We start from the raw sequence: 25895 nt of genomic DNA, 5'->3' as shown, positions 1-25895 counted from the left end.
AAACTCGAAGATATAACACTTTGGCAGTAAAGCGCATTGGCTATTTATTATATTGTCTCGGACTATGCCCAAACCAACGTTTAAACGCATGATTAAACGCCGCAGGTTCTGAATAGCCCAGCAATTCTGCAATCATTTCAATTGAATATTCATTATATTCAATCATACGGAGTGCTTTATCTTTAATAATATCTTCACGAATTTGCTTATAACTGGTATTTAACTGTTGCAGTTGATGACGCAAAGTTCTTTCAGGCAAGTTCAACGCTTGAGCAGTTGCTGCCATACTTGGCATCGCACCACTTTGTAATTCCAAATAATCTTGCACACGTTGAACCAATGATGGCGCATCTTCATCGGCGCTTAAACGTTCTAACTCCGCAATACATTTCGACTCATATAATCGAAAAGTAATCATATCTGCGGAAGGGATCCGAATATCTAAAACATCTTCATCAAACCAAAATGCCGCAAATGGCGCACCAAATCGAACTTGAGAGCCATAATAATCAGTAAACATTTTTAATTTTTCAGGATCTTTGGGTTCAGCGAACGGCAAATCAATTTGAACTTGCGGTGTAGATAGCCCCATCATTTTGTACAGATCACGGATGAATTTATAAGTTCCTGAAATCTCTGACTGTGCCAATAATGCACCCAGTGGTGCATACACATCTTGGGGTTGATAACATAAGGCCACTTTATGCTGACTGATTTGCAAACTCAAACGCCCAGTTAGATGCGTCAACTGTTGAAAGCGAATTCCCTGATTTAAAGCTTGGCGTAAAGTATCACTGGTGACCAATAACATCAGCAAAGGGCCATAACCCGCCAATGTATAATGCTGACCAATAAATAACCCTTGCTCAGGTTCTACATCTTTACCAATGACTTTCAGTACATCCCACTCCAAACTCGGATGAATCACTGAAGTTGGATCGAGTGCATCGACACGCAGGCCAATGGTTTGCAAACGTTGATCGACATCTACGCCCGCTTTACGCATTCCTTGTACTAAATACATCAGGCTTAGAATAGATCGTTTCATAAATCGTAAAATAACATTAAATTTCTTCTTTTTTACTACAAATTTGCAATTATGAACATTGCCGTTTCGATCAATTTTTCTGTCACCTCAATCATATTGTTCTGATCATGAACTCAAGTATGCTTAGCTTGTAATCTCGCTTGGAATTAAAAAAATGATGCAGGAAGCGCAAACAAAAACAGTGCAAACCCCAAACGCCAATTCTGAAATACATACACAAATCGCCATCATCGGCGGTGGTTTTGGTGGTATTGCTATGGCGATACGACTTTTACAACAAGGCAATCAAGATTTTCTGATCCTCGAAAAAGCCAATGATTTTGGTGGAACCTGGCGTGAAAACCGCTACCCTGGCGCTGCGTGTGATGTGCAATCACATATGTATTCGCTTTCTTTTGCACCCAAAACAGATTGGTCAAAACGTTACGCCGAAGCGCCGGAAATATTTGACTATATCCAACACGTTACCCGTGAATATAATTTAAAACAGTTCTGCCGCTTTAACAGTGAAGTGCTTTCAAGCCACTACAATGAATCAACCTGCGACTGGCATTTAGAACTCAAAGATGGCGTTAAAATTACCGCTCAATATGTGATTTTTGCATCTGGCCCGTTACATGTCCCACAAATTCCACATATTCCAGGTATTGAAAAATTTAAGGGTAAAGTGTTCCATTCTTCTCAATGGGATCATCAATATCCATTAGCAGGTAAAAAGGTCGCATCGATTGGTACAGGCGGCAGTGCCATCCAATACATTCCTGAAATCGCACCACAAACAAAGCAACTGTATGTTTTTCAGCGTACCGCGGCTTGGGTCATTCCACGAGATGAGCGTAGTTATCATGGTTTAGAAAAATTACTATTTAAAAAATATGATTGGTTTCGAAAAATTCACCGTGCTCGCCTGTATTGGACCAACGAATCACGTGTCGTGCCAATTGTTAAACCGACCACCATGAAGTATGCGCAAAAACTTGCAGAACTGTATATTAAGTATCAAGTGAAAGATGCTGAACTTGCCAAGAAACTAACGCCAAACTACATCATGGGTTGTAAACGCATTTTAATTTCTAATAAATACTTTCCAACCTTTAATCGACCTAATGTGGAATTGGTCAGTGATGCAATACAAGAAATCACTGAAAATGCTATTATTACCAAAGATGGAAAATCCCGTGAAATTGATTGTCTAATCTATGGTACTGGCTTTATTACCGATCCAAGAATTTATTTAAAATCATTTGAATGTATTGGTGAAAATACTCAAGAACTCAAACAAGTGTGGCAGGCTGGCGCAGAAAGCTTTTATGGCATTTGCACCAAAGGCTTTCCAAATCTGTTCCAATTATTAGGCCCCAATACCGTACTTGCCCATAATTCAGTGGTATTTATGATTGAGGCACAAGTCGATTACATCTTACAAATGATGCAATTGGTTTCAAAATCTAATGTTCAAGCCATCGCTGTTAAAGATCAGGTGCAAGATCAATTTAACACTCATGTACAAGACATGCTTGATGGTACGGTATGGCAATCAGGCTGCGTGAGCTGGTATCAACAAAATGGCGGTAAAAATTTTGCACTGTGGCCAACTTATACATGGAAATATTGGCTGGCTACTCGAAAAATAAATCCAGCCGATTTTCGACTCCTCAGTAAAACAAAATCTAGTCATGCAGCTTAAGCAATAACAGGTCATAATAGGCAGGTATTCATTATCTGCCTATTTTTGTATGCAATCTTTCTGGTTGATTTTCCAGCTCTTGGCCTGTTTAGGGCTTGGTTTTATTCTTGCACGTCGCCTACCCACTTGGCTTGAAAAAATCGCCTTTAAACTTCTGCCGTATTTTACTTATATTTTGTTATTTGCGATTGCAATCGAATTTTCCGAAACATTACACAATATTCCAGCACCTCTGCAAATCCTCTCTTCATCAGTACTTATTGCACTATTGACCTCAGTGGGTGCTTTGATTTGCTGCTATATTTTATTTAAGCTTTTAGGCTACAAACCAAGTCATGGCAAAGTGTCTATGCAGTTAGTAATAAGCTCACTCATCAATATTAGCTATGCTTTTATTGCATTAGGTTTAGGTTACGCTTTTGCTGAAATGGCAGCACATTTTAGTCTTCAGCCACATATGAGTACATGGGATCTACTTTTAGTCTTTATGTTTCTGATCGGTCTAGATCTCGCCTACTCACCGCTCGATCGTTCTTGGTTAAATTGGAAAATTCTACTTGTTCCACTCGGCTGTATCGTCGGTTCACTTTTGGGCGCTTTTGCTGCTGCATACCTATTACCACAAATCAGTTTGAAAGATTTGATTATGTTGTCACAAGGCTACGGTTTCTATTCGATGACAGGCATCGTCGTGACTGAATTAAAAAATGCGCATCTAGGCAGTATCGCGCTGATGAATGATTTATTCAGAGAAATTTTTGCGATTGTATTTATGTATATTATTGGCTGGCGCTACCCACGCTCTGCAATTTCATCTGCGGGTGCAACAGCTATGGATGTCACCCTACCTATGGTCAAACAAGCCTGCGGTAATGATTTTATTCCACATGCCATGGTCAGCGGCTTTATCCTTTCTGTACTTGCACCTATATTGGTGAGTATATTAGCAGCTATCTAACCCTCACCTAAGTCCTCTCCCAGAGAGGGAGAGGACTTCCTCTCTCCCTTTGGGAGAGAGTTAGAGAGAGGGTAAATATTAAAGTGTCGCCAAAATATCTTTTAAAGTTTGACGCATATTGTCCGATTTAGTAATTGGACGGCCAATCACCAAATGTGTAGAACCATCAAGCATTGCCTGTTTAGGTGTCACAATTCGTTTTTGATCATCCGCTGCAGAACCCTCAGGACGGATACCCGGTGTTACTAATGCAAAGTCAGCACCCAAAGTTTCACGTAACATTTTCGCTTCTTGTGCCGAACAAACTACACCATCCAAACCACTTTCTTTCGTTAAAGTCGCAAGACGCTTCACATGTTCAAAAGGTTCCACATCTAAGCCTAATTCCGCAAGATCTTCACGACCCATTGATGTCAAAACCGTAACAGCAATTAGCTGAGTATTGTAATTGCCCGCCTTTAGGCGCTCTACACAGGTTTCCATCATTTTACGGCCACCTGATGCATGGACATTGACCATCCACACACCCATATCCGCAGCTGCACAAACTGCTTGTGCTGTGGTGTTTGGAATATCATGGAATTTAAGATCTAGAAATACTTCAAAACCTTTATCGTGCAATGCTTTAACGATACTTGAACCCTCATGGGTAAATAACTCTTTACCAACCTTAACTCGACATAATGCAGGATCTAACTGCTCTGCAATTGTAAGTGCGTCATATTGGCTTTTAGCATCTAGTGCAACGATGATACTCAAGAGACTTACCCTTCATTTTGACAAAATTAGTGCATTATAGATGGATTCAACTTGATCAGAAAGTCATAAAACTCATGTTAATTGAAATGATTAATTTGAATTTAGCTATCTCATTATTTTATTTAAGATATATGGCTTATTTTTTCAGCCCATAAAAAAACACCCCGATGATCCACCAGAGTGTTTAATATAAAATTTAACTATACTCATAAAAGTAGTTAATTTACTTCATAAGCCCAATTATAACGGGTTAGAAGGACGCTCATTTGCATCAATATCTAAAACTGTTTTTTCATGACGTGTATGTGCAGCCGCTTCAGCAGCAGCCAGTTGAGCAGTTTGAATTTGCTCTTTACGTAGGCGGTCAATATCTTTACGTAGACGTTTAATTTCCCAGTTATTTTGAAATACTCGGAATACTTGCACTGCCAATAAAAGACCTAAAACCAAACCTAATGACAATGTTAATAGCAATAAAAGCCCTAAACGCATTGCAGGCACTTGTGTAAACAACAAATCGACTGAAAGTTCAGTGCCGTTTTGCAGAACCAAAGCCAATGAGTATCCAAATAGGACTAGTAGAATTACGACCAATACGTAACGCATAAACACCCCTAACAATGTTTTGAATTAGTTTGCAGATTCGTTTACCGCATCACGTAAAGCTTTACCAGGTTTAAAGTGCGGTACAGCTTTTGCTGCAACTTCAACTGATTTACCTGTTTTTGGGTTACGACCCACACGTGGTTCACGGTGATGTAATGCAAAACTACCAAAACCACGGATTTCAATTCGGTTGTCTGTAGACAAAGCTTCGATCATTTGATCGATCATTATCTTAACGGCTTCTTCCACTAAGGGTTCAGCTAAGTGTGGGTTTTTAAGAGAAATACGCTCTATTAAGTCAGACTTATTAAGTGCTTCAGTAGTCATCTGCGACCTCTTTAATTATCAAGCTACCTAGGATCAGTTTCCCGATAATAACCTGTTTAAATACAAAACGGTAGCGTAATAATCACTTACTACGCTACCGTTACAGTAATTGTGTAAAATATATTAATTAATTTACATTAACAATACAATTCAAACACTTACTTAGTGGTTCATTTGAGCTTTGATCAAATCACCAATAGTTTTAGGACCATTGTCTGAAGTTGCTGTAGCTGTCTTGTTCAAGTTAGCTACTGCTTCTTTTTCTTCAGCTTCGTCTTTCGCTTTGATAGACAAGTTGATAGAACGTGATTTGCGGTCTACGTTGATGATTTTAGCTTCAACTTCTTGACCAACTTCAAGGAACTTAGTTGCATCTTCAACGCGGTCGCGGTTGATTTCAGATGCTTTAAGAGTCGCTTCAACTTCGTCAGCTAACTTAACAGTAGCGCCTTTAGCGTCAACTGCAGTTACAGTACCTTTAACAAGCGCACCGCGTTCGTTAGCAGCTAAGAAATCGTTGAACGGATCGCTGTTCATTTGTTTGATGCCAAGGCTGATACGGTTGCCTTCAGCGTCTACTGAAAGGATAACCGCTTCAACTGTGTCACCTTTCTTGTAACGACGGATAGCTTCTTCGCCTTGTTCGTTCCAAGAAATGTCAGACAAGTGAACTAGACCATCGATACCGCCTGGTAAACCGATGAAGATACCGAAGTCAGTGATTGACTTGATAGTACCTGAAACTTTTTCACCTTTGTCGTGTTCTTTAGCAAACTCTTCCCATGGGTTAGCACGAGTTTGTTTGATACCAAGAGAAATACGACGACGCTCTTCATCAACTTCAAGAACCATAACGTCAACTTCGTCACCGATCTGAACAACTTTAGATGGGTGGATGTTTTTGTTAGTGTGGTCCATTTCTGAAACGTGTACTAAGCCTTCAACGCCTTCAGCGATTTCAGCGAAGCAACCGTAGTCAGTTAAGTTAGTTACACGAGCTTTAACGATAGAACCTTTAGGATAACGGTTCATGATCGCTAACCATGGATCTTCGCCTAATTGTTTAAGGCCTAAAGATACGCGGTTACGTTCGCGGTCGAATTTAAGTACTTTAACAGTAACTTCTTGACCAACTTCAACAACTTCTGAAGGATGCTTGATACGTTTCCAAGCCATGTCAGTGATGTGAAGAAGACCATCAATACCGCCAAGGTCAACGAACGCGCCGTAGTCAGTAAGATTTTTGATAGTACCAGTAACTGTTTGACCTTCTTCAAGCTGAGCAAGAAGAGCTTCACGGTCAGCTGAAGATTCAGCTTCCATAACAGCACGACGAGATACAACAACGTTGTTACGTTTAGCATCTAGTTTGATTACTTTAAATTCTAACTCTTTACCTTCTAAGTGAGTAGTATCACGAATAGGACGAGTATCAACTAAAGAACCTGGAAGGAACGCACGAACTGGACCGATGTCAACAGTGAAACCGCCTTTAACCTTACCAGAGATAACACCAGTAACGATTTCGCCGTCTTCAAAGATTTTTTCAAGTTTAGTCCAAGTTTCAGCACGTTTAGCTTTTTCACGTGATAAAACTGTTTGACCCATACCGTTGTCAAGAGCTTCAACAACTACATCAACAGTGTCGCCAACTTGAACTTCAAGTTCACGTTGTTCATTTAAGAATTCAGCGCGGTCAACAATACCTTCTGATTTAAGGCCAGTGTCAACTGTTACCCAGTCAGAGTCGATGCTTACTACAACGCCTTGGATGACAGCACCCTTTTCAACGTTGAGGTTTAATTCGCTTTCTTCAAAGAGGGCTGCAAAAGATTCGGTCATGATATACCTAGTAAAGTCAGCGGTCTTGGATCAGACAAGGCCGGTTTAATTAAGCGTCTACATAGTCCGTATAAGACTGATCAAGCTATGCTTCTGCTGAAAATTCTTTAGTTTGCTAATTGCTGATCGATGTAATTCGTCATCAGCGTGAATACTTCATCAATACTCAAAGTTGAACTATCAATGAAGTAAGCATCTGGCGCAGGCTTGAGTGGAGCGACTGCGCGTTCCATATCTCGCTTATCACGCGCTTCGATATTAGCTAAAATGTCGTTTATTTTAACATCCACGCCCATAGCCTGCAACTGATTTACACGGCGCTCCGCACGGGACTGAGCAGAAGCCGTTAAATAAATCTTGGCTTGGGCATTTGGAAAAATCGTAGTTGCCATATCACGGCCATCTGCAACCAAACCAGGTGCTTGAGCAAAGGCATGCTGACGTTCTAAAAGCGCAGTTCTAAGTGCAGGAATTGCAGCAACTTTTGAAGCGAACTCTCCAACTCTCTCAGTACGGATAACTTTTGAGACATCTTCACCATCTAAAAGCACCGAAACACCTGCTTCATTTGTCACAAATTGTATGTCTAAATTTGTTGCAATTTTTACGCATTCATCGAGCTTTGAGTCTAATGCATCAATTAAGTCTTGCTTATGCAATGACAATCCCAACAGACGATATAACGCACCTGAGTCGAGTAAGTGGAACTGATAATGTGCCGCAATTTTTGCTGCCAGTGTTCCTTTACCTGAGCCACTTGGGCCATCAATTGTAATGATTTGAACTGTCATTGCTCTTCCACTTTTGTTTATACGGTTTTTGCAAGTTTTGAAAAACCAATTTTAATCGCTGACTTCAGTTGCGCAAGGATTAAATGACTAACGAATGGCGCACGCGTCTGTAATTCAATCGTATAAGTGACTAAAGTACGCCCGGCATCGATCGCTTCGAATTGAATCACGCCCAAATGATGTTTCACCAATGGGTTTTTAATAATTTTATATTCAATACGTTGGTTTGGCTCAAGCAAAGTAATTTGCTCTTGTAATGGCTTCACGGGCCCAAAGCCCATACGACGTACAGAACCTACACCATCAGGACGTTCAGGATCTGCTGAATCTTTTACGCGCACCACTTGAATCGGCGCAAAAGCCACGTTGTAGGTCGAATGTTTTGAAAGTAATTCAAAAACCTGCTCGACCGGTGCATTAAATTCTTTTTTTACTTGAATGGATTTCATGGTGTACCCTATTTTATTTGACAATATTAATTGTCAGTAGAGTTTACTTGGTTTTTTAAATTAAGTTCAGTCAAAGTGGCTTTTTCCTGTAACTTCATCAGTCGTTTTTGTTCACGACGCATTTTAAAAAAATCACTTAATTGTTGAGAGCATTGCTCTTGTAGGCAACCATGCTCAAACTCAAAGATATGATTATAGTAGCCTGAATTTAATAATTGACGCGAACTGACCAAAGAACCTGCTTTAGGCTCAGTCGTCGCAAATACCACTCGTTTTATTCTTGAATGTACCAAAGCGCCCACACACATCGTGCATGGCTCTAAAGTTACATATAAAGTTGCGTCGTCAGGTAATCGGTAATTATCGATATTCAAACAAGCTTGACGCAAAGCTTGTACTTCCGCATGTGCGGTGGGATCTTTCAGAGAAATCGGCGCATTAAACCCTGCACCTATGACTTGATTTTGACTCACAATGACTGCGCCTACAGGAATTTCTTGCAATTCGGCAGCTTGTGCAGCCTGCTCGAAAGCAAGCTGCATCCAATGTTCATCACTATATAGATTTTGTTCAGACATCAATTAATTAAATTACACCATACTGTCTTAACAGTGCATTCCAACTGTCAATATTGGTTACAGGAGGCTCATCAGCCAGAATTCCTTTAAGGGAAAGATCTGTACCTTTTTTCCATTCTGGAGACAGGTCTTTATCGACTAGACGTGCGCGCACACCTTCCACAAAGTCTGCATGACGAATTTTCCAATCCGAAATTTGGGTTTCAAGTTCAAACACTTCATTCCAAGAATGTACCTGCTTGCCCCACTGCCATAACAACCATGTTAATGCGGCGGTTGCAGGTGAACCTTTTTGTAGATTTTCACTGGCTTGACGTAGCCAATCACTGCGTGCATCGCTTAAACCAATAATTGATTCATAGTCATGTTCAAAATTATGCCCACGGCACACACTTTGAATCACATCCAAAGAATTTTGTAATGGGCCAGGCCCCACAGGACGATGCATACTATTTAAAGTGTCATCAATGGCACGAAAATCGCCAGCTGGATAATGATCCCAATCAATATTGATGACAGTTTCAAGTACGTTATCACGCTGTGCATCACAAATATGCGTTGCCCAACCGATACCATAAGCACCTGCTGCAGTCATAATCGAGCCTGTAAGTCCCGTAAATAAACCAATGGCACCACGATCAGCAAGGAAACGCGTCGCACCCACATCTGGATACAAACCGATATTAATTTCAGGCATTGCTAAACGTGAATAAGGTGTTACCAAACGGAAAGGTGCGGCCATAAACAGACCTAAACCACCACCCATGACATAACCTTCACCCCAAACTAAAATCGGCTTTGCATAGTTATGCAGCAGCAAATCTAGGGCATATTCTTGTTCAAAGAATTTATTCGCCGTTTCAACTTCATCATTGACCACCAATTGTCGCAATTTGCGTACATCGCCACCTGCACAAAATGCTTTCGGCGTAGTGGAATCTAACCAAATCGCCTTTACAGCATCATCGTGTTGAAAGTCCTGAAAGACTTCAAGCAACGCTGTACAGATAGATTCATCTAATGCATGAAGTGATTTTGGGCGATTCAGGCGAACAATGCGCCAGCCGTTTTTCGCTTCTTCAACAATCAGATCTGGGTGATAATTTTTTGAAACGGGAGAATAAGTCATGCGTCCAGCTGCCAGTCTATTGGCTCAATGCCATTTTGTTTAAGATAATTATTACTTTTTGAGAACACCTTACAACCAAAAAAACCACCGCGGTTTGCAGCCAAAGGTGATGGATGCGCGGCTTTTAGCACCAAGTGCTTATTTTGGTCAATGCGTTGTCCCTTACGCTGTGCATATGCCCCCCATAAAATAAAGACAATATGCTCACGTTGCTCATTTAAAACATCAATCACATGGTCTGTAAAATCTTCCCAGCCACGTTTTTGATGTGAAGTTGGTTGCCCAGCCTCAACAGTCAGTACCGCATTTAAAAGCAAAACACCTTGTTCTGCCCAGCGTGTTAAGTCCCCATGTTTTGACACAGGCACCCCAAGGTCGGTATTTAACTCATGGAAAATATTACGTAAAGAAGGTGGTAATGCAACCCCCTTTTGTACTGAAAAACTCAAGCCATGTGCCTGATTTGGCCCATGATACGGGTCTTGACCTAAAATCACCACCTTTACATTTGCCATAGGTGTCGTGTTTAAGGCATTAAAGATCAGCGGATTCGGTGGATAAATCACTTTATCCTGTTTGATTTGTTGTAGCAGAAAGTCTTTTAACTCATCCATGCGAGGGCTAAGCAAAAACTCACTTAGGGCATATTTCCAGCTAGGCTCAAGCTGCACTTTAGCGAGTTTTGCTTGTTGCTCTTCTGTTAAAGACATCACTGTTAACCAATCCTAATAAAACCAAATATTTACTTAAATTCTAACTTGTAAATCAACTGCAGGGTTTAAAAATTTTTGACCCTGTTTTAATTTTTCATACATCTGGGTATCGTTCCATTCCGACTGAACCTGTTCGGAGAAGATAATTTGATCTAACTGCAACAACCCCATTTGTGCGTTGTCGATATCTTCTAAGAAGCTTTGCGCATAGCCTGTGTCTGTCTCATGCACGATCACAGAATACACCTCAACATCACCCTCACCATTTTGAGTTTCTGTTGATTTTAGAACTTGTTGTGCTAAGTAAAAGAAGATTCGTGAAAATTGTTCCGCTGAGGGCGATACGGGTAGTTCGACCCAACGTGCACTGAACTGTTTGCAGGCACGAATGTACTCAGCATCATCGTGTTGCCAAAAACAAATCGCGTGATCAAAACTGTCAAATAAGTCTTTAATTACCCCTTTGAGCAAACCAAAATCGTAAACCATTTGTCCATGGTCAAGTTTCGACGCTTTAAGTAATAGTTCGACTTTATAACTGTGTCCATGAATGGAACGTTTGCAACGGTCTGACGTGCAATTACGCACGATATGCGCGTTTTCAAACTTAAATAACTTACGAATTAACATGTGTCGTAATGCAATCAAATAATCTATGGGTTCTCAGAGATTATAATGCAAAAGTCTAACAAGAGGCATTAATTTTGCTATTCAGCACAATTGGGAAAAGGCATCATGAAAATTTAGCGACCTTTAAGACCTAAAATGGTGCCATACTGCGAAAAGCCACATATACATCTTTATCTTTTCGCACTAACTCACTGGTAAATTGACGCTTTCTTTCATTTAAAATAATTTCAATTTGCGCTTTAAAATAGTTCGACTGCACACCCAATTGTGAATTTAAAACTTCCCTATTTTCTGTGCTCACCTGTGCAAATGGCTCCATTGCCCATAAATCATTGATATTTTCGAAATGTTCAAATTTGGCAGCTTTTTGTTGCAAAGCTTGCTCAACTGCATTGACATCTAAACGATCATCCATAGTCGCTAACAAAAATGCAGGAGCGGTATTAATGTTTACCGTTGTTTCATGCGAGGGCAAGCTACTCACATAGGGCGCAATCAGTTTATATTGAGCACCTTCAAAACCACGGACTGATTTCAGTTCTTCCACACTATGAAATTTTGCATTTGGCGGTAATGCCGCATTATTTAAACCACGATAGTACGCCAGCTCTGCTCCCATCGGGCCAGAGGTCTCATCATTTTCATCTTGCCAATCAATCACGGCTTGACTTAATTCTGCGGGTAAACCAACACGCTGCAATATTTTTTCAAACCATAGCTTTGCTTTGTCATTTACCACACCTTCTTCTGAAACCAAACTATTGAGGTTAAATTTTCCAGATTCGTCTTGCAGCACACCTGCAACAGTTCCACCTTCCACTGGAAAGGCGGGCATAGGCTGAGCCCAATTTTCTTGGAGGTGATCCACCTGCCCTGCATTTTCGGCATCATTTACTAAAAGTTCAGCAAAAAATGCTTCGGCACTTTTCGCATATAACAACGACTGATTTTGGCGCATCACATAAGCGGTATTTTCAGAAGTATGGGCTTGTTGTTTTGCGATGCCTGCTGCAACTATGGTTGCCAAAGCTACCATCATCAGGATAGTTAACAAAGCGATGCCACGTTGCTGTTTCATACGCAACTCCGAACTTCAAATGACTCTACTACCTGACCGCTAACCATTCTTATTTTTATCCAATAAAAAATCAGTATTTAACAAACTGAATAACCATTCGTAGTTTGTCCCATCAACTGTGAGCTGCATCCTGATACCCCGCGGTAACAGTTGAATGGTTTTTTCATTATTCAAATCAGCGGCAGCATCTGGCCAATTCTCTAACTCACTTGGATTGAGTACCGTGATTTTATATTGTTCAACATTATCCAGTAAAACACTCGAATCTGGCTGATCATGCCCCGTTTGGTTGAGATTTTTAAATTTTAGCCGATACAATTTTTTTTCATCAGCTTTGTATTGATATTCCACTCGCTCGTCAGGTGCAATGCCCTGATTTAATGGATCAGTGACACCTGTCTTACTGAAATTAAATCGGCCATTTTGCAATACTAACGCTGGTTGAATATCTCCATTAATATTGGCAGTTAACGGCACAGCTTGTACAGTGTCTCTGAGTATTTGCTGATGGGCATCTTGCAACTGACTGAGCCTTACTTCATGGGTTGCGTTTCGCTCTTTCACTTTCGAGACATAATCAAAGACCTTCCAGCCCAAAGCAGACAGCACTGCGAAAATAGCAATCGCAACCAAAAGCTCAACTAAGGTAAATCCTGCTCGATTCCTCATTCCTTGCTGCACAAGCACAGGCATATCTTGAGATGTACGTTTTTTTCTAGTTATTATTTTCATCCAACGGAGCCTTATAGTTAAAGAACACCAAACTGCTAATCCCTGCTTCAACATCGCCTGTTTCAGCATTCATCAAACTCACTTGGATATCAATACGTTGTACATTTGGACTAATGGTGGCTTGGGCTTTTTTGTCAATTTGCCATTGTTCGCCTTGTTCAGTGACTTGTTTAGATGCAGTACCTGTCATCCATTCACGATTGATTTCCATCTTAGCGATTTCATTCAACGCGACGAATTGTGCTTTATTTCTTAAAATTGCGTGTGCTGTCGACTGTGTATATTGCATCGCAACATTAGACAAAGCCATTGCCGCCGTCGCAAAAATCGCCAATGCCACCATGACTTCAAGTAGCGTAAACCCTTTAGCCCGCATTGACTTTCCCTAAATGATCAATTTCGATTTCATTACCAATGGGACGTTCTTCAAAATAAAACTGTATACGCACAGGCTTTACCTCACCATTGCCCAACCATATCAACTTGGGTGCATTGGTATTTAACAAATCATCATTATTGGCATTTTCATACTGCTGATCTAAAGGCTGAATTGTAAAAGAGACATTTTCAGGTAATACTCGGGTTTCAAAATCTTTATAGTTTTGCCATTTATTATTTTGATTTAAAATACTATTTTCTACACGTTTTTGTTCTGGTAAATATTCTTGTACCGCATAGCTTTGCGTGTTGACATCCGTTCCAGCTTTTTGCTGTAAAGCCAATATCAAAGCTTGATCATTTGCATCACGTAAAATTCGTTTCAGATCCATCACAAACACTTCGCGTGCTTGCATGGCTTTGCGTTGATCTGTCCCACCAATATTTAAAAGTACCAATGAGGCCATGATGCCCATAATCACAATCACCACCATCAATTCTACGAGGGTGAAGCCACGAACCGATGATGGTGATGCACTTTTCATAAGCAGCCTTTAAGCGAATTGAGCAACCGCATGCACTTGTTTTGGTAAGGCCAAGGCTTGATCAATATAAGCAACCCGCAAGGTGTCTCTTGAACCCAAATAACGCTGATAAAAACTAGAGTTCAAAATTGCTGCAGCGCCATGTGTAAGTGACCAAATCGAAGCAAGATAATCACGTACTGGCATGCTACTTTGAATCGACTCCAAATAATGCTCAGTCATACGAATGATCAATCGTAGGCGTTGTTTGCGCACTTGATATAGTTCACTAAACAAGTGCTGAATACCCACACCTGTTGTCGATAAACGCTCTTCAATTTGATGAAATAACACTGTACGTTCTGGGTGATGTAAGTGATGCAACATAAAGAAAGCAAGGTGTTCAGGAAAAGCTTTATCGGTGTCTTTAATCATTTCCAATAACATGCGTTCATTACGAATAATGAGCAACATATATAGTTCATCTTTACTTTGAAAATGTTTATATAACGTCCCTTTTGCCAAGTCGAGTTCTGCCGCTAGCGCATCTAGTGTCATCCCTGCTTCGCCATTTTCCAATAGCAGCTGCTCTGCCACTTGGAAAATTAATGCCTCTCTTGCTCTAAACTGAGCTTGACGATCCATCTTCACCCTATACTCTCTTACTCTTATATCAATTCAAATTATTTACTTAAGATTGAGGAGATTTTCAAAGTTTTGCATTGTAATGAAAGCCATCTCTTCAATTGACTTATCATATACATCACTTAAGGCTTTGGCTACATAAGGAACGTATTTTGGTTCATTAGACTTTCCTCTATAAGGCATCGGTGCAAGGTATGGGCTATCTGTTTCAATCAGCACGCGATCCAGTGGCACTTGCTTGGCCACATCACGCAAATCTTGTGCATTTTTAAAAGAAACAATGCCTGAAAATGACACGTAATAACCACAATCTAAGACAGCTTTTGCCGTTTCCCAATCTTCAGTAAAACAATGCAAAATACCGTGAGTAGATTTCTCTGCACGGATAATATCAACCGTATCATGCTTTGCAGAACGGGTGTGTACAACCACTGGCTTTTTCACGGCCTGCGATGCGTGAATATGGCGAGCAAAACATTCTTTTTGCTCTGCAACAAAGTCGGTACTATGAAAATAGTCCAGCCCTGTTTCACCAATCGCCCAAACCTTTTCAGGTTGTGCTAATTCAATGAGATATTCTTCTGTTGCCCGAGCCATCGTTGCAGGATCTTCACATGGGTGCACCCCAACGGAATAACCCACATCAGCATGACGTGATGCAATTTTTGAAAGTTCGATATGGTCATCTAGATCAACCGAGATACTCATAAATTTTGAGACCCCGGCTTGACGAGCCTGATCCAATGCAAGATCTAAATTACCCTCATAAGGGCTTAGGTCGAGCATGGTTAAATGGCAATGGGTATCTACAAACACAATATGTACCTACAAGTCTTCACTGTTGTAACTACATAGTGTAACTTCTACGCCCCTCAGATTTAAGCCCTGCAAGTAAACGTTCTGCTTCTGTTTTAAAATAAACGCCTTTTTCGCCGCTTAATTGAATTCCAAAGCCTTGTGGTTTAATGCCATTTTGCTTTTGCGAAATCCAAATCACTTTTCCTGTCAAAGGAATTTTTATACTTTGTTCAGGCAAAGTCGCCAATAAGAAAACCTCATCACCCATTTTCACAGCTTGCTTTGATGGTACAAATAAACCGCCACCAACGACATAAGGCATGTAGCTCGCAAAAAGTGTTTCCACATCTGGAATATTAGCGTGAACAATCCCGCCCATACGTGGTTGCATGATGTTTCCCCTTAATTAAACATTCATCAGTTTGATACAAAGCTCATCTACGACCAGATTCCCCTGTACGTTCTGCTCGATGAACCGCTTAGACTGCTGTAATTCTGTATAAATCCCAAAGAGTGTTTCGAGCGAATATTGCTCTGCCAACACCCCAAAATCCAAATCTATATTTTTTATGGATTGATTTAGCTTGACACAAATTATATCGGACAACAAGTATTCAAACATTTGACTAAAATCACTAAAACTCAGTGCTTTATTCCACTTGGTCGCAATTGCCATCGGCATGCTTTTTTGTGTCACAAGTTTTTGCCAATCTTGTAGAAACTCTTGGCGCATATTTAGCCATTCACTATTTGCCAATGAAATTGCTTGTAATGGCATTTGACTGGCTAAGTTCATGAGAACTTTGCGCTGGGTTTCACCACTATCGGGCAAATGCTGCTGTAAATATTGCTGTGATTGTTCGGGTTCAAGACGATCCAAGGCATAGTGCTGCATGCGACTGCGAATGGTTGCCGGCAATTTCAAATAATGCTCTGCCAACAACATAATCACAATCCGCTCACCCGGCTCTTCTAGCGTTTTCAGCAACGCATTCGATGATGCAATGTTTAATGCTTCAGCAGGCTCAATCAACACAACTCGCCAACCGTCTACGGTTTGCTGTACAAAGGGCAACAAATCACGAATTTTTTCGATTTTAATTTTGGCATTTTGCTTTTTATTGTCTTCATCTGTACTGATGTGGACAAAATTTGGATGTGTATCTGACTTTAACCACTGGCAACTCCCACACTCACCACATGGCTCAGTCCGCTCATCACGTTTTTGACACAGCACCCATGCAAGAAATTGTTTTGCAAATGCCTCTTTACCACAGCCTTTTTTGCCATACAAAAGCACGCCATGTCCCAATTGTGGAAAACGGCTGGTTAATGTATTCCATGTATTTTTCTGCCAAGGGTACACTTGCGCCACAATGTCATTTTGCATAAATCGTTTAACCTTATTCGAAGTTCGAAACATCCATTTGGTTCAAACGATCAAGGTCAGCTTGAGTATCTACGCCCGGTGGAAGGTTCGCTTCTGCCACAGCAATGGCAATACGGTGACCATTTTCCAAAACGCGTAATTGTTCAAGGCTTTCTAATTTTTCCAGCACACCCATATCCCAAGTGACATATTCTTGAAGCAGTTTTACGCGGTATGCATAAAGACCTAAATGACGATAAGCCTGATCATGCAAGGTTTGTTCAGCTAGCTTTGCACCATCACGGTCATACGGAATAGTCGCACGGCTGAAATACAGCGCTTGATTGTGCTTTGACATCACCACTTTGACGATGCTGTCACGTTGAAACTCATCTAGACTATGAATCGGCTCGCAGAGTGTCGACATTGAACATGTCGGCTGATCAACAAGTAATTGTGCAACTTGTTTTACCAATTGAGCAGGAAGCAAAGGTTCATCACCTTGCACATTGACAATAATGTCATCACTCGCCCAACCTTTGATGCGTGCAACTTCACTTAAACGATCTGTACCAGATGGATGTTCTGCAGAGGTCAATACCACATCAACCCCTTCCGCACGACATACTGCTGCAATACGCTCATCATCTGTAGCGACACAAAGGTCATCGAATCCTGCAACTTTTTTGGCTTGATCGACCACACGTAAAATCATCGGACGGCCATGAATTTCAAGTAAAGGCTTACCCGGTAAACGTGAACTTGAAAAACGTGCAGGAATAACAATATGTTTCATAAATTAAATGCCTTCGGGAAGTTTCAGACCCAGTTGTTTCAACTGCGCATGCAAAGTTTCATAACACGCAGGTGACAACACTGCATCTACAGGAACAACCCATATTTCTCTTTTAAAATCTGGATTATTTTTGAGGATCGCTAAAATTTTAACTGCATCTTTTTCAGTGGTAATGATGGGATTGGCATCTTCAAACTGCAAATCACTCAGTTCATATTCATAATGATCTGGAAATTCATGACATTGAAATTGATGAATCCCCATATTTTCTAAGGTTTTATAAAAGCGTTGCGGAAAGCCGATACCCACCACAGCATAAAAATCTTTATTTGCATCAAATGTCGTCACAAGATCTTTATTGAGCAAATAAGGTTGCGCCGCTTCTAGGTGCATATTCAGTGGAGAACTTGGATCTGCTGAATGCTCAATGACCGTTCCACTGGCAAGACGCTTTTTCGGTTCACGCAAATAACCTTCAGGTAATAATTTTTCATTGCCTAAACCACGGTTATTATCCAGCACGATCCACTCCAACTGACGTTGAAGTGCCCAATGCTGCAAACCATCATCACAGATGATCAAATCCAATTCATGCTTGGATAGTAGCAACTCAATACTTTGCTGGCGATTTGGACCGACCGCCATTGGCACACCTGTAGACTGAACGATTAAGCTCGGTTCATCACCCACGATTTCAGCCGTCGACTCTAAATCCACATAGGCCGGAAATGGTCCTTGACCACCATAGCCACGACTGATCACACCAACACGCAGCTTTAAGCTATTCAAATAACTGACCAAATGAATGAGCAATGGGGTTTTACCACTTCCACCGACTGTGATGTTTCCAATGACCATGACTGGAATAGGCGCTTTATAACTTTGCTTAATACCTGATTGATAGAGTTTTTTATTGAGTAAAAAGCCGCCACGATAAAGCCATGACAAAGGTCTAAACACAACGAGCCACTTTGCCTGTTCATTCCAAGCATCCTGAATCAATTGTGCAAAAGACATGTCTTAATTTTCCTCAAAATTACGCTGATGAAGTTGGTAATATGCACCACGTTGTGCCATCAATTCCGTATGAGAACCTTGTTCAATAATACGCCCTTTATCCATCACTACAATACAGTCTGCATTTTCAATGGTCGATAAACGATGCGCAATCACGATCGTGGTACGATCTTGCATCGCAGCGTCAAATGCTTGCTGAATAAAAAATTCAGATTCGTTATCTAGCGCACTGGTCGCTTCATCTAAAATTAAGATCGGTGCATTTTTCAAAATGGCACGTGCAATCGCAATCCGTTGACGTTGACCACCTGATAGATTTAAACCTTGGGCACCCAATGGTGTGTCATAACCTTGCGGTAAATCCATAATAAAATCATGTGCAAATGCAGCTTTGGCAGCAGCAATGACTTGCTCATCAGTTGCATGCTCGAGCTGACCATAAGCGATATTTTCACGCACAGTACGGTTAAACAAAACCACTTGCTGATTGACCATCGAAATCTGAGTACGCAAGCTATTGAGTTCTATGTCGTGAATATCATGCTGATCAAGCAACAATTGTCCTGATGACACCTCTTGGTAACGTACCAACAGATTAACCAGTGAGGTTTTACCTGCACCCGAACGTCCAACCAATGCAACGGTTTGTCCTGCATTGACTTTTAAATTGAAGTCATGAATCGCATGGTGACCATCGGCATAGATCAAGTTGACATTTTTAAATTCGATTTCGCCTTTTAAAGCAGGCTTCAGCGTGCCGTTATTCACCTCTTCTGGCATATCGAGCAATTCAAAAACTGAATAAGCTGCCGCCATGCCTCGTTGCAGTTTTTCATTGACATCCGTTAAGGTTTTAATCGGCTTACTCAACATACCTGCGGCAGTGATATAGGCAACAAACTCACCTGCTGATGTATCTTGTAAAATCTCAGGGCGTAGCGCGATATACATCACGATACTGAGCGCGATCGACATAATCAGCTGAACAATTGGGCTATTGAGTTGTTGCACCACAACCATTTTTAAGCCGCGGCGTAAGTTCTCCATTGAGCTTTCATAAAAACGTTTTTGTTCATAATCTTGCCCTGCAAAGCCCTTAACCACTAGGTTGCCTTGCACTGTCTCTTGCACCACATGGTTAACATCACCCATGGTACTTTGCACTTGCATGGATAATTTACGCATGCGCTTGGATGCTTTACGGATAATCAGACCAATAATTGGGCCAAAAATCAAAATACATAGAGTTAAACGCCAGTTGGTATAGAGCAAATAACCCAATAATGCGATGGTAATCAGACCCTGTTGTACAATCGTTTTCAGTGACTCAGATGATGCTGCCGTCAACTGTTCAACGTTATACATAATTTTTGCAGTGATATGACCGCTCGAATTATCTAAATAATATTGCGAAGGCAAACGCATGAGTTTTGCGAACACTTGCTGACGAATATTAAAGATTAAGTTTCGAGAAATCACTGCGGTAAAATATCCCCCCATGAACAAACCGAGTCCACGGAAGAACATCAATAAAACCACCAAGAGTGGAAATAAGGTTGTAAAGCTTTGATCTTTGTTTTGAATGGCTTCAATAATGCGTTCCAATAATTTTGCGACAGAAACTTCTGTCGCAGCATTAATACCGAAACCAAGCAAAACCAGCAGGCCGATTCCCCAAAAAGGTTTTAAATAACTTAATAGGCGTAAATAGACCTTAAAATCGTGCTTCACTAATAACCTCGAGTTGGAACTTTGGTACTGATGTTGATATTCACAAATCCAAGTTGACCTGCAACATCCATCACCCGAATCACATCCTGATGTGTTGCTTTTGCATCTGCTGCAATCACAAACATTAAATCACGACGATCATTGGCTGTCTGTTTAATTGCAGTATTCAAATCAGAGACTTCTTTACTCGCCAATGACTGACCATTGACAGAATAATGTCCTGTTGAATCCACCACAACTTCAATCTTTTGATCATAGTTTTTAGGTGGAACACCCTGTGCATCTGGCAAAGTCAGGTTCATTCGACTCATCTGATTAAAGGTAGTCGAGAGCAACAAGAACACCAAAATAAACATCAAACAGTCAATCATCGGTGTGAGGTTGATATGAATATCTTCAACCTGACGACGTTTAAATTTCATGCGCAGTCTCCACTCAGCTGGCTTTCTGAATGTCCTGACTTTCTACTTCAGGTGTTTTTTTATAAAACAAAGCGGCATGAAATAATGTCGACTGCTGTTCTAACTCAGCCACATATTCCTGAACCAAACGTTGGAAATAACGATGCGCAAATAATGCAGGCACAGCAATTAACATACCGGCAGCAGTGGTAATCAAGGCTTTTGAAATACCCGGCATCATTAACACTGGATCACTATTAGTACCAATATCAATCATTAAGAATGCTTCAATGATACCGATCACCGTACCCAATAAACCCAGTAACGGTGCAACAGCACTTAACGTTCCCAAAAAGTTGATATTTTTTTCTAAATAACCAATTTCTTGTGACGCTGTGACTTCCATTTGCGCACGTGCATATTGCTCGTTTTGATCTTTACTGACATAACCTGCATCCAAGACACGACCCAATGTACTTTGCTGTAAAGTTGGACTTTGCTTTAGCTGCTGCACCACATCTTTCACCGATGTGTTTACATTCATCATCAAGTCTTTTGGTAACACCATTGATTTCTTTAAACGAATAAAGCGCTCAATGGTAATGGCTACCGTAAAGATCGAACAAATGACGAGCGGGATCATTAACCACCCGCCCGCTTTGACTAATTCCCACATTTGATTTTCCCCAATAAATCGATTTTAAAAATTATTCAGCTAGACAAATATTTAAAATGCCATCTAGCTCTTCAAGAGTATGGTAGCTAATCACCAGCTTACCTTTCCCTTGTTTATTATGATCAATTTTCACATCTGCACTGAAACGGTCAGAGAGACGTTGTGTCAGTTGTTGAATGTCTGATGAAACACTTGGTTTAGCTTTTTGTTGTTTTGGTGCATTCAAATCACGAACAAATTGTTCGGTTTGACGTACAGACATACTTTTTTCAATCACCATTTCGGCAACTTTAAGCTGATCTTTGGCTTTTAACGTCAAGATCGCACGTGCATGCCCCATATCGAGCAAACCTTGCTGCATAAAGTCTTTGACTTGATCTGCTAAAGACAACAGGCGTAGTAAGTTACTAATTGTGGTACGTGCTTTACCAACCGTATCGGCAATCTCTTGATGACTTAAACCAAACTCATCATGGAAACGTTGCAAAGCCATGGCTTGATCGATTGGGTTCAAATCTTGACGTTGAATGTTTTCAATCAATGCCAAGGCAATTGCCACTTGGTCACTCAAGTCACGAACTATGGCAGGTACTTCAGTTAAACCTGCAAGCTGAGCTGCACGCCAACGACGCTCACCAGCAATAATTTCGTAGGGATGCTTTTCATCTTCGACAGGACGAATGACGATTGGCTGCATGACACCATGCTTTTCAATCGATGCAGCAAGTTCTTGTAAATCTTGTTCTTTAATGAAACGACGCGGTTGATACTCGCCGCGTTTCAATAAATGCACATCAATTTGTTTTAACTGTCCATGATCTAAAGCTTTTGCTTCGAGCTGTAGTTTTTCTTTTTGGATTGAGCCGAGTAAGGCATCCAGACCACGACCTTTAGCCAGTCCGCGTTTTTTTACGGTCATGCTTTAGTTCCTTTTTTTACTTTGGTTTTTTTTAACATCTCAGCTGCCAAGTTCAAATAAGCAACTGCACCCTTCGAGCTTTTTTCAAAATAAATCACTGGCAAACCGTGCGCAGGCGCTTCAGCCAAACGAATATTACGCGGAATGACCGTGTCATAAAGTTTCTGACCGAAGTATTGTTCAAGCTCAGCAGACACATCACGTGTTAAGGCATTACGCGCATCGTACATGGTACGAAGCACACCCACGATCTCTAGATCTGGGTTCAATGCTTGCTGAATACGGTCAATGGTTTGGGTTAAATCAGCCAAACCTTCCAAGGCATAATATTCACACTGCATTGGAATCAGCACCGCACGTACCGCTGCAAGTGCATTGACAGTGATCAAACTTAAACTTGGCGCACAATCGACAATAATATAGTCGAAGTCTTTTTCGACGCTTGCCAATGCTTCACGTAAAATAAACTCACGACCGTCTTGATCTGCAATTGCAAGCTCAACGCCAGCTAAGTCACGGTTTGCACCTAAAACCTTATAGCCCACTTCTGCTTTATAAATAGCGGTTTCAATTGGCACTTCACCAAGTAAGACATCCGTGACTGAATACAACAAATCATTTTTTTGAATGCCCGAACCCATCGTGGCATTGCCTTGTGAATCCATGTCCACAAGTAAAACTCGTTTTTTTAATATGGCTAAAGATGCAGCCAAGTTCACAGCAGTTGTGGTTTTACCTACGCCACCCTTTTGGTTTGCAATCGCAATAATTTGAGCCATGGTAACCCCAGTCCTTTGAAAATTTTAAATACGTTTAAGAAAAATTAAATGACGCTGCTCATCAAGTCGTGGAACTTTTAATGCAACGATATCAATCTTGAAATCACTTTTCAGTGTTTCAACTTCTTCTTCAGGAATTAAGCCTTTCATCGACGCGATAATACTTTGCGCATGCATATACGGTTTAGACGCATCCACAAAATCCGTTAACGATGCAAAAGCACGACTGGTAATCACATCAAACTGCCCCAGTTCATTAATGCTGTCTTCATTTTCGACACGTGTTTGTACCGCAATGACATTTTTTAGTTTTAAGTCAGCAATAAATTGTTTTAAGAATCGAATTTTTTTACCGTTGGCATCTAAAAGCACACATTCACGTTCAGGCTGACACAGTGCAATGATCATGCCCGGCATGCCACCACCCGTACCGATATCCAATAAACGACCTGCAGGCAAATCATTTAGGATACTTAAGCTATCCAATAAATGCTTAACCAACATTTCTTTAGGATCACGAATAGCAGTCAAGTTATACGCTTTGTTCCACAGCACTAGGGCATCTTGGTATTTCAGCAATAGATTTAATGCTTCTTCACTCAAATCTAAGCCAAGCTTTTGACTACCTTGCTTTAAGTCTTGAAAAAAAGGATGCATAAAGAAGACATCTCAATAAAAATTAACTGAAGTATACCGATTTCTAAGCCGTGGAACAGTAGCTAACGCTTAGCGAATATGCACTTAATCGTACATGCCTTGGCGAATCTGTAGATCTAGATCACTTAAACGCTCAGGTGTGCCAACATCAACCCACGCAGTTTGCATTTTCTCTGCAGAAATTTTTCCATCCAACATGGCTTGTTTCAATAATGGTGCGAGCGGACGCTTACCAGCTTCCAATCCATCAAACATATTTGGATGTATAACTGCGATTCCGCTATAGGTGAGTGCCTCGCCTGCATGTTCTTGCTCAAAGGTATAACTACGCCCAGCATCCAAGATAAAATCACCCTTAGGATGTTGCGCTGGGTTAGTCACATAGACCAAGTGTGCCAAGTCATCTTTTAGCTCAATATTGAGCAAAGCTGAAAAATCGTAGGTCGTCCAAACGTCACCATTCACCAAAATAAACGGTTCTGTCCCAAGCAAAGGTAAAGCATTAATAATGCCACCAGCTGTTTCCAGACCTTCCGCTTCACGTGTCCAGCGAATATTCACACCAAACTGCGAACCATCACCCAAAGTACCAATCAGGATATCTGCAAGCCATGCAGAATTGATGATAATTTCAGTTACGCCAATTTTTTTTAGCTTTTCTATATGCCAAACAATCAGTGGTTTTCCACCCACTTCAAGCAAAGGCTTTGGCTTATACAATGTTAAAGGGCGCATCCGATTTCCGAGACCCGCCGCTAAAATCATGGCTTTCATTATGCAACAACCTCATAAGTGCCGTATTTGGCTTCAAATTTCGGCAATACTTTATCCTGAATAAATTGCATAAAAGGTTGTAATTCTGCATATGGTTTACTTTCTTCAAGTAAATACCACATCACACGCGGCAAATCTTTGAGATAACCCGACTTACCATCACGCTCAAATAAGCGCACAAAAATACCTAAAATTTTGATATGACGTTGAATCGCCATCAGGTCGGCGTCTTGTTTGAATTGCTCAAAGCTACGACCATCTTTAGCCGATGCAGGCAACAAATCATAGAACGTTTTAAACCATGCATAAACGCGATCTGCATTCCACTGCACATAGGCATCACGTGTAATAGAAATCAAATCATAAGTATCTGCACCAATCACAGCATCTTGGAAGTCAATCACACCCTGATCTTGCTCACCATCAAGTACCATCAAATTACGGCTATGAAAATCACGATGCACAATCACTTGAGGCTGAGCCAATGCAGCATTGGCTAAGATAGCAAAGGTACGTTTAATCAGTGCCGATTCTTCTTCAGTAGGCTGCACTTGTAGAGATGGCAATAACCAATCGGTTAACAGCTCCATTTCAGAAATCAGCTTTTCATAGGCATATGCAGGAAAATGAGCAGTTCCATCAATTGACTGCAATTGAATCAACTGTTTAAAACTTTGAGCATAATGTGCGTCTACGGTTTGATCATTCAACAACGTCGACAATAAAACATCACCAAAATCTTCTAACAATAAGAAGCCTTGATCGAGGTCTTTGGCCACGATATGTGGTACACGCACGCCATGTGCATCAAAAAATTCATCAATCGACACAAAAGGACCACAATCTTCTTTTTCTGGTGGTGCATCCATGAGCATAAATGTTTTATTATTCAATTTGATTCGTGCATAACGACGGAAGCTTGCATCGCCTGCTAAGAAGTTAATTTCAAATTGATCTGAACCGAGTACAGATGAAATCCATGTTTGTATCAATTGTTCACGTTGTGTATTCATTTGCGATAAATTCTAATACAGGCTGAGTTTTTAAAGTGCTAAGTGTAGCTACTTATCAACTTTTTCTCTATGATGCGACAATAATTAATTG

The 25895-nt window shown here is 40.8% G+C and carries 31 protein-coding genes; 2 read left to right on the top strand and 29 right to left on the bottom strand.

Annotation, left to right across the window (positions count from 1 at the left end):
* Positions 1 to 40: 40 nt before the first annotated feature.
* Complete coding sequence (locus FTU22_RS09640; RefSeq protein WP_180094188.1) at positions 41 to 1048, bottom strand: AraC family transcriptional regulator; 1008 nt, start codon at positions 1046 to 1048, stop codon at positions 41 to 43.
* A 157-nt stretch (positions 1049 to 1205) separates the two neighbouring features.
* Between FTU22_RS09640 and FTU22_RS09635 the strand changes: the two genes are divergently transcribed.
* Positions 1206 to 2735 carry an NAD(P)/FAD-dependent oxidoreductase gene (locus tag FTU22_RS09635; RefSeq protein ID WP_180094305.1) on the top strand — a complete coding sequence of 510 codons (1530 nt, stop codon included), beginning with the start codon at positions 1206 to 1208 and terminating at the stop codon, positions 2733 to 2735.
* Between the two features lie 49 nt (positions 2736 to 2784).
* Positions 2785 to 3693 carry a lysine exporter LysO family protein gene (locus FTU22_RS09630; RefSeq protein ID WP_180094186.1) on the top strand — a complete coding sequence of 303 codons (909 nt, stop codon included), beginning with the start codon at positions 2785 to 2787 and terminating at the stop codon, positions 3691 to 3693.
* A 78-nt stretch (positions 3694 to 3771) separates the two neighbouring features.
* On the opposite strand, the gene pyrF is transcribed toward FTU22_RS09630, so the two are convergent.
* The 28 genes from pyrF to FTU22_RS09490 all read right to left on the bottom strand — a co-directional run bounded on the left by pyrF (position 3772) and on the right by FTU22_RS09490 (position 25804).
* Positions 3772 to 4452 (bottom strand): orotidine-5'-phosphate decarboxylase, encoded by a 681-nt coding sequence (gene pyrF, locus FTU22_RS09625; RefSeq protein WP_078193653.1) that lies wholly within the window; start codon positions 4450 to 4452, stop codon positions 3772 to 3774.
* Between the two features lie 240 nt (positions 4453 to 4692).
* Positions 4693 to 5058, bottom strand: coding sequence for a lipopolysaccharide assembly protein LapA domain-containing protein (locus FTU22_RS09620; RefSeq protein ID WP_078188931.1), 366 nt, complete (start codon positions 5056 to 5058; stop codon positions 4693 to 4695).
* A 24-nt stretch (positions 5059 to 5082) separates the two neighbouring features.
* A complete protein-coding gene (locus tag FTU22_RS09615) occupies positions 5083 to 5385 on the bottom strand; it encodes an integration host factor subunit beta (RefSeq protein WP_067767464.1) in 303 nt (100 codons plus the stop codon).
* Positions 5386 to 5547: 162 nt separating this feature from the next.
* The gene (gene rpsA, locus FTU22_RS09610) at positions 5548 to 7227 is read right to left on the bottom strand and encodes a 30S ribosomal protein S1 (protein ID WP_078193655.1); all 1680 of its coding nucleotides are present in this window, start codon (positions 7225 to 7227) and stop codon (positions 5548 to 5550) included.
* Positions 7228 to 7334: 107 nt separating this feature from the next.
* Positions 7335 to 8018: a (d)CMP kinase gene (cmk, locus tag FTU22_RS09605; protein ID WP_078193656.1), complete on the bottom strand. Its 684-nt coding sequence runs from the start codon at positions 8016 to 8018 to the stop codon at positions 7335 to 7337.
* Positions 8019 to 8035: 17 nt separating this feature from the next.
* Complete coding sequence (locus FTU22_RS09600; RefSeq protein WP_180094185.1) at positions 8036 to 8467, bottom strand: SRPBCC family protein; 432 nt, start codon at positions 8465 to 8467, stop codon at positions 8036 to 8038.
* A 26-nt stretch (positions 8468 to 8493) separates the two neighbouring features.
* The gene (tadA, locus tag FTU22_RS09595) at positions 8494 to 9045 is read right to left on the bottom strand and encodes a tRNA adenosine(34) deaminase TadA (protein ID WP_111885055.1); all 552 of its coding nucleotides are present in this window, start codon (positions 9043 to 9045) and stop codon (positions 8494 to 8496) included.
* A gap of 7 nt (positions 9046 to 9052) precedes the next feature.
* A complete protein-coding gene (locus FTU22_RS09590) occupies positions 9053 to 10174 on the bottom strand; it encodes an enoyl-CoA hydratase/isomerase family protein (RefSeq protein ID WP_180094184.1) in 1122 nt (373 codons plus the stop codon).
* On the bottom strand, positions 10171 to 10884 hold the full coding sequence (gene ung, locus FTU22_RS09585; protein ID WP_078193660.1) for a uracil-DNA glycosylase: 714 nt from the start codon (positions 10882 to 10884) through the stop codon (positions 10171 to 10173). The genes FTU22_RS09590 and ung overlap by 4 nt, the downstream gene beginning before the upstream one ends.
* A 36-nt stretch (positions 10885 to 10920) precedes the next feature.
* Positions 10921 to 11517, bottom strand: a complete 597-nt coding sequence (locus FTU22_RS09580) for a 6-carboxytetrahydropterin synthase (RefSeq protein ID WP_180077646.1) — start codon at positions 11515 to 11517, stop codon at positions 10921 to 10923.
* 130 nt (positions 11518 to 11647) lie between these two features.
* Complete coding sequence (gene gspK, locus FTU22_RS09575) at positions 11648 to 12595, bottom strand: type II secretion system minor pseudopilin GspK (protein WP_180094183.1); 948 nt, start codon at positions 12593 to 12595, stop codon at positions 11648 to 11650.
* A gap of 39 nt (positions 12596 to 12634) precedes the next feature.
* Positions 12635 to 13264, bottom strand: coding sequence for a type II secretion system minor pseudopilin GspJ (gene gspJ / locus FTU22_RS09570; protein WP_180094303.1), 630 nt, complete (start codon positions 13262 to 13264; stop codon positions 12635 to 12637).
* 46 nt (positions 13265 to 13310) lie between these two features.
* Complete coding sequence (gene gspI / locus FTU22_RS09565) at positions 13311 to 13703, bottom strand: type II secretion system minor pseudopilin GspI (protein WP_078188947.1); 393 nt, start codon at positions 13701 to 13703, stop codon at positions 13311 to 13313.
* Positions 13693 to 14250: a type II secretion system protein gene (locus tag FTU22_RS09560; protein WP_078193664.1), complete on the bottom strand. Its 558-nt coding sequence runs from the start codon at positions 14248 to 14250 to the stop codon at positions 13693 to 13695. The genes gspI and FTU22_RS09560 overlap by 11 nt, the downstream gene beginning before the upstream one ends.
* 9 nt (positions 14251 to 14259) lie before the next feature.
* A complete protein-coding gene (locus tag FTU22_RS09555; protein ID WP_078193665.1) occupies positions 14260 to 14874 on the bottom strand; it encodes a TetR/AcrR family transcriptional regulator in 615 nt (204 codons plus the stop codon).
* A 42-nt stretch (positions 14875 to 14916) separates the two neighbouring features.
* Positions 14917 to 15690: a TatD family hydrolase gene (locus tag FTU22_RS09550; RefSeq protein WP_078193666.1), complete on the bottom strand. Its 774-nt coding sequence runs from the start codon at positions 15688 to 15690 to the stop codon at positions 14917 to 14919.
* 31 nt (positions 15691 to 15721) lie between these two features.
* Positions 15722 to 16063 (bottom strand): PilZ domain-containing protein, encoded by a 342-nt coding sequence (locus FTU22_RS09545; RefSeq protein WP_111885061.1) that lies wholly within the window; start codon positions 16061 to 16063, stop codon positions 15722 to 15724.
* 15 nt (positions 16064 to 16078) lie between these two features.
* Positions 16079 to 17062 carry a DNA polymerase III subunit delta' gene (locus FTU22_RS09540; RefSeq protein ID WP_180094182.1) on the bottom strand — a complete coding sequence of 328 codons (984 nt, stop codon included), beginning with the start codon at positions 17060 to 17062 and terminating at the stop codon, positions 16079 to 16081.
* A 13-nt stretch (positions 17063 to 17075) separates the two neighbouring features.
* The gene (gene kdsB, locus FTU22_RS09535; RefSeq protein ID WP_180094181.1) at positions 17076 to 17837 is read right to left on the bottom strand and encodes a 3-deoxy-manno-octulosonate cytidylyltransferase; all 762 of its coding nucleotides are present in this window, start codon (positions 17835 to 17837) and stop codon (positions 17076 to 17078) included.
* Positions 17838 to 17840: 3 nt separating this feature from the next.
* Positions 17841 to 18854: a tetraacyldisaccharide 4'-kinase gene (lpxK, locus tag FTU22_RS09530; RefSeq protein ID WP_180094180.1), complete on the bottom strand. Its 1014-nt coding sequence runs from the start codon at positions 18852 to 18854 to the stop codon at positions 17841 to 17843.
* A gap of 3 nt (positions 18855 to 18857) precedes the next feature.
* Positions 18858 to 20585: a lipid A export permease/ATP-binding protein MsbA gene (gene msbA, locus FTU22_RS09525; protein ID WP_180074254.1), complete on the bottom strand. Its 1728-nt coding sequence runs from the start codon at positions 20583 to 20585 to the stop codon at positions 18858 to 18860.
* A complete protein-coding gene (locus FTU22_RS09520) occupies positions 20585 to 21007 on the bottom strand; it encodes a biopolymer transporter ExbD (RefSeq protein ID WP_078193671.1) in 423 nt (140 codons plus the stop codon). Before FTU22_RS09520 ends, msbA begins: the two co-directional genes overlap by 1 nt.
* A gap of 13 nt (positions 21008 to 21020) precedes the next feature.
* A complete protein-coding gene (locus FTU22_RS09515; RefSeq protein ID WP_180094179.1) occupies positions 21021 to 21662 on the bottom strand; it encodes a MotA/TolQ/ExbB proton channel family protein in 642 nt (213 codons plus the stop codon).
* Between the two features lie 31 nt (positions 21663 to 21693).
* Positions 21694 to 22581 (bottom strand): ParB/RepB/Spo0J family partition protein, encoded by an 888-nt coding sequence (locus FTU22_RS09510; RefSeq protein ID WP_168378888.1) that lies wholly within the window; start codon positions 22579 to 22581, stop codon positions 21694 to 21696.
* On the bottom strand, positions 22578 to 23360 hold the full coding sequence (locus tag FTU22_RS09505) for a ParA family protein (protein WP_078188958.1): 783 nt from the start codon (positions 23358 to 23360) through the stop codon (positions 22578 to 22580). Before FTU22_RS09505 ends, FTU22_RS09510 begins: the two co-directional genes overlap by 4 nt.
* A 24-nt stretch (positions 23361 to 23384) precedes the next feature.
* Complete coding sequence (rsmG, locus tag FTU22_RS09500) at positions 23385 to 24017, bottom strand: 16S rRNA (guanine(527)-N(7))-methyltransferase RsmG (RefSeq protein ID WP_180003083.1); 633 nt, start codon at positions 24015 to 24017, stop codon at positions 23385 to 23387.
* Positions 24018 to 24101: 84 nt separating this feature from the next.
* Complete coding sequence (gene murU, locus FTU22_RS09495) at positions 24102 to 24791, bottom strand: N-acetylmuramate alpha-1-phosphate uridylyltransferase MurU (RefSeq protein WP_180094177.1); 690 nt, start codon at positions 24789 to 24791, stop codon at positions 24102 to 24104.
* Positions 24791 to 25804 (bottom strand): aminoglycoside phosphotransferase family protein, encoded by a 1014-nt coding sequence (locus FTU22_RS09490; RefSeq protein WP_180094174.1) that lies wholly within the window; start codon positions 25802 to 25804, stop codon positions 24791 to 24793. Before FTU22_RS09490 ends, murU begins: the two co-directional genes overlap by 1 nt.
* Positions 25805 to 25895: the final 91 nt, after the last annotated feature.

This window comes from Acinetobacter sp. YH12076 (genome assembly GCF_013419525.1).
Classification (GTDB): domain Bacteria; phylum Pseudomonadota; class Gammaproteobacteria; order Pseudomonadales; family Moraxellaceae; genus Acinetobacter; species Acinetobacter amyesii.
The sequence above is the reverse complement of the archived record's forward strand: the minus strand, read 5'-3'. Positions and strand labels throughout refer to the sequence as shown.

Coding starts and splice junctions, on each gene's coding strand:
- tadA (WP_111885055.1), bottom strand. CDS start 9,045: ATGTCTGAACAAAATCTATATAGTGATGAACATTGGATGCAGCTTGCT.
- FTU22_RS09560 (WP_078193664.1), bottom strand. CDS start 14,250: ATGAAAAGTGCATCACCATCATCGGTTCGTGGCTTCACCCTCGTAGAA.
- FTU22_RS09580 (WP_180077646.1), bottom strand. CDS start 11,517: ATGTTAATTCGTAAGTTATTTAAGTTTGAAAACGCGCATATCGTGCGT.
- FTU22_RS09540 (WP_180094182.1), bottom strand. CDS start 17,062: ATGCAAAATGACATTGTGGCGCAAGTGTACCCTTGGCAGAAAAATACA.
- FTU22_RS09490 (WP_180094174.1), bottom strand. CDS start 25,804: ATGAATACACAACGTGAACAATTGATACAAACATGGATTTCATCTGTA.
- gspI (WP_078188947.1), bottom strand. CDS start 13,703: ATGCGGGCTAAAGGGTTTACGCTACTTGAAGTCATGGTGGCATTGGCG.
- FTU22_RS09520 (WP_078193671.1), bottom strand. CDS start 21,007: ATGAAATTTAAACGTCGTCAGGTTGAAGATATTCATATCAACCTCACA.
- gspJ (WP_180094303.1), bottom strand. CDS start 13,264: ATGAGGAATCGAGCAGGATTTACCTTAGTTGAGCTTTTGGTTGCGATT.
- murU (WP_180094177.1), bottom strand. CDS start 24,791: ATGAAAGCCATGATTTTAGCGGCGGGTCTCGGAAATCGGATGCGCCCT.
- FTU22_RS09615 (WP_067767464.1), bottom strand. CDS start 5,385: ATGACTACTGAAGCACTTAATAAGTCTGACTTAATAGAGCGTATTTCT.
- FTU22_RS09620 (WP_078188931.1), bottom strand. CDS start 5,058: ATGCGTTACGTATTGGTCGTAATTCTACTAGTCCTATTTGGATACTCA.
- ung (WP_078193660.1), bottom strand. CDS start 10,884: ATGTCTTTAACAGAAGAGCAACAAGCAAAACTCGCTAAAGTGCAGCTT.
- FTU22_RS09635 (WP_180094305.1), top strand. CDS start 1,206: ATGCAGGAAGCGCAAACAAAAACAGTGCAAACCCCAAACGCCAATTCT.
- cmk (WP_078193656.1), bottom strand. CDS start 8,018: ATGACAGTTCAAATCATTACAATTGATGGCCCAAGTGGCTCAGGTAAA.
- FTU22_RS09630 (WP_180094186.1), top strand. CDS start 2,785: ATGCAATCTTTCTGGTTGATTTTCCAGCTCTTGGCCTGTTTAGGGCTT.
- FTU22_RS09600 (WP_180094185.1), bottom strand. CDS start 8,467: ATGAAATCCATTCAAGTAAAAAAAGAATTTAATGCACCGGTCGAGCAG.
- rsmG (WP_180003083.1), bottom strand. CDS start 24,017: ATGCATCCTTTTTTTCAAGACTTAAAGCAAGGTAGTCAAAAGCTTGGC.
- FTU22_RS09590 (WP_180094184.1), bottom strand. CDS start 10,174: ATGACTTATTCTCCCGTTTCAAAAAATTATCACCCAGATCTGATTGTT.
- FTU22_RS09545 (WP_111885061.1), bottom strand. CDS start 16,063: ATGCAACCACGTATGGGCGGGATTGTTCACGCTAATATTCCAGATGTG.
- rpsA (WP_078193655.1), bottom strand. CDS start 7,227: ATGACCGAATCTTTTGCAGCCCTCTTTGAAGAAAGCGAATTAAACCTC.
- FTU22_RS09510 (WP_168378888.1), bottom strand. CDS start 22,581: ATGACCGTAAAAAAACGCGGACTGGCTAAAGGTCGTGGTCTGGATGCC.
- FTU22_RS09505 (WP_078188958.1), bottom strand. CDS start 23,360: ATGGCTCAAATTATTGCGATTGCAAACCAAAAGGGTGGCGTAGGTAAA.
- FTU22_RS09515 (WP_180094179.1), bottom strand. CDS start 21,662: ATGTGGGAATTAGTCAAAGCGGGCGGGTGGTTAATGATCCCGCTCGTC.
- FTU22_RS09555 (WP_078193665.1), bottom strand. CDS start 14,874: ATGGATCGTCAAGCTCAGTTTAGAGCAAGAGAGGCATTAATTTTCCAA.
- lpxK (WP_180094180.1), bottom strand. CDS start 18,854: ATGTCTTTTGCACAATTGATTCAGGATGCTTGGAATGAACAGGCAAAG.
- kdsB (WP_180094181.1), bottom strand. CDS start 17,837: ATGAAACATATTGTTATTCCTGCACGTTTTTCAAGTTCACGTTTACCG.
- FTU22_RS09640 (WP_180094188.1), bottom strand. CDS start 1,048: ATGAAACGATCTATTCTAAGCCTGATGTATTTAGTACAAGGAATGCGT.
- gspK (WP_180094183.1), bottom strand. CDS start 12,595: ATGAAACAGCAACGTGGCATCGCTTTGTTAACTATCCTGATGATGGTA.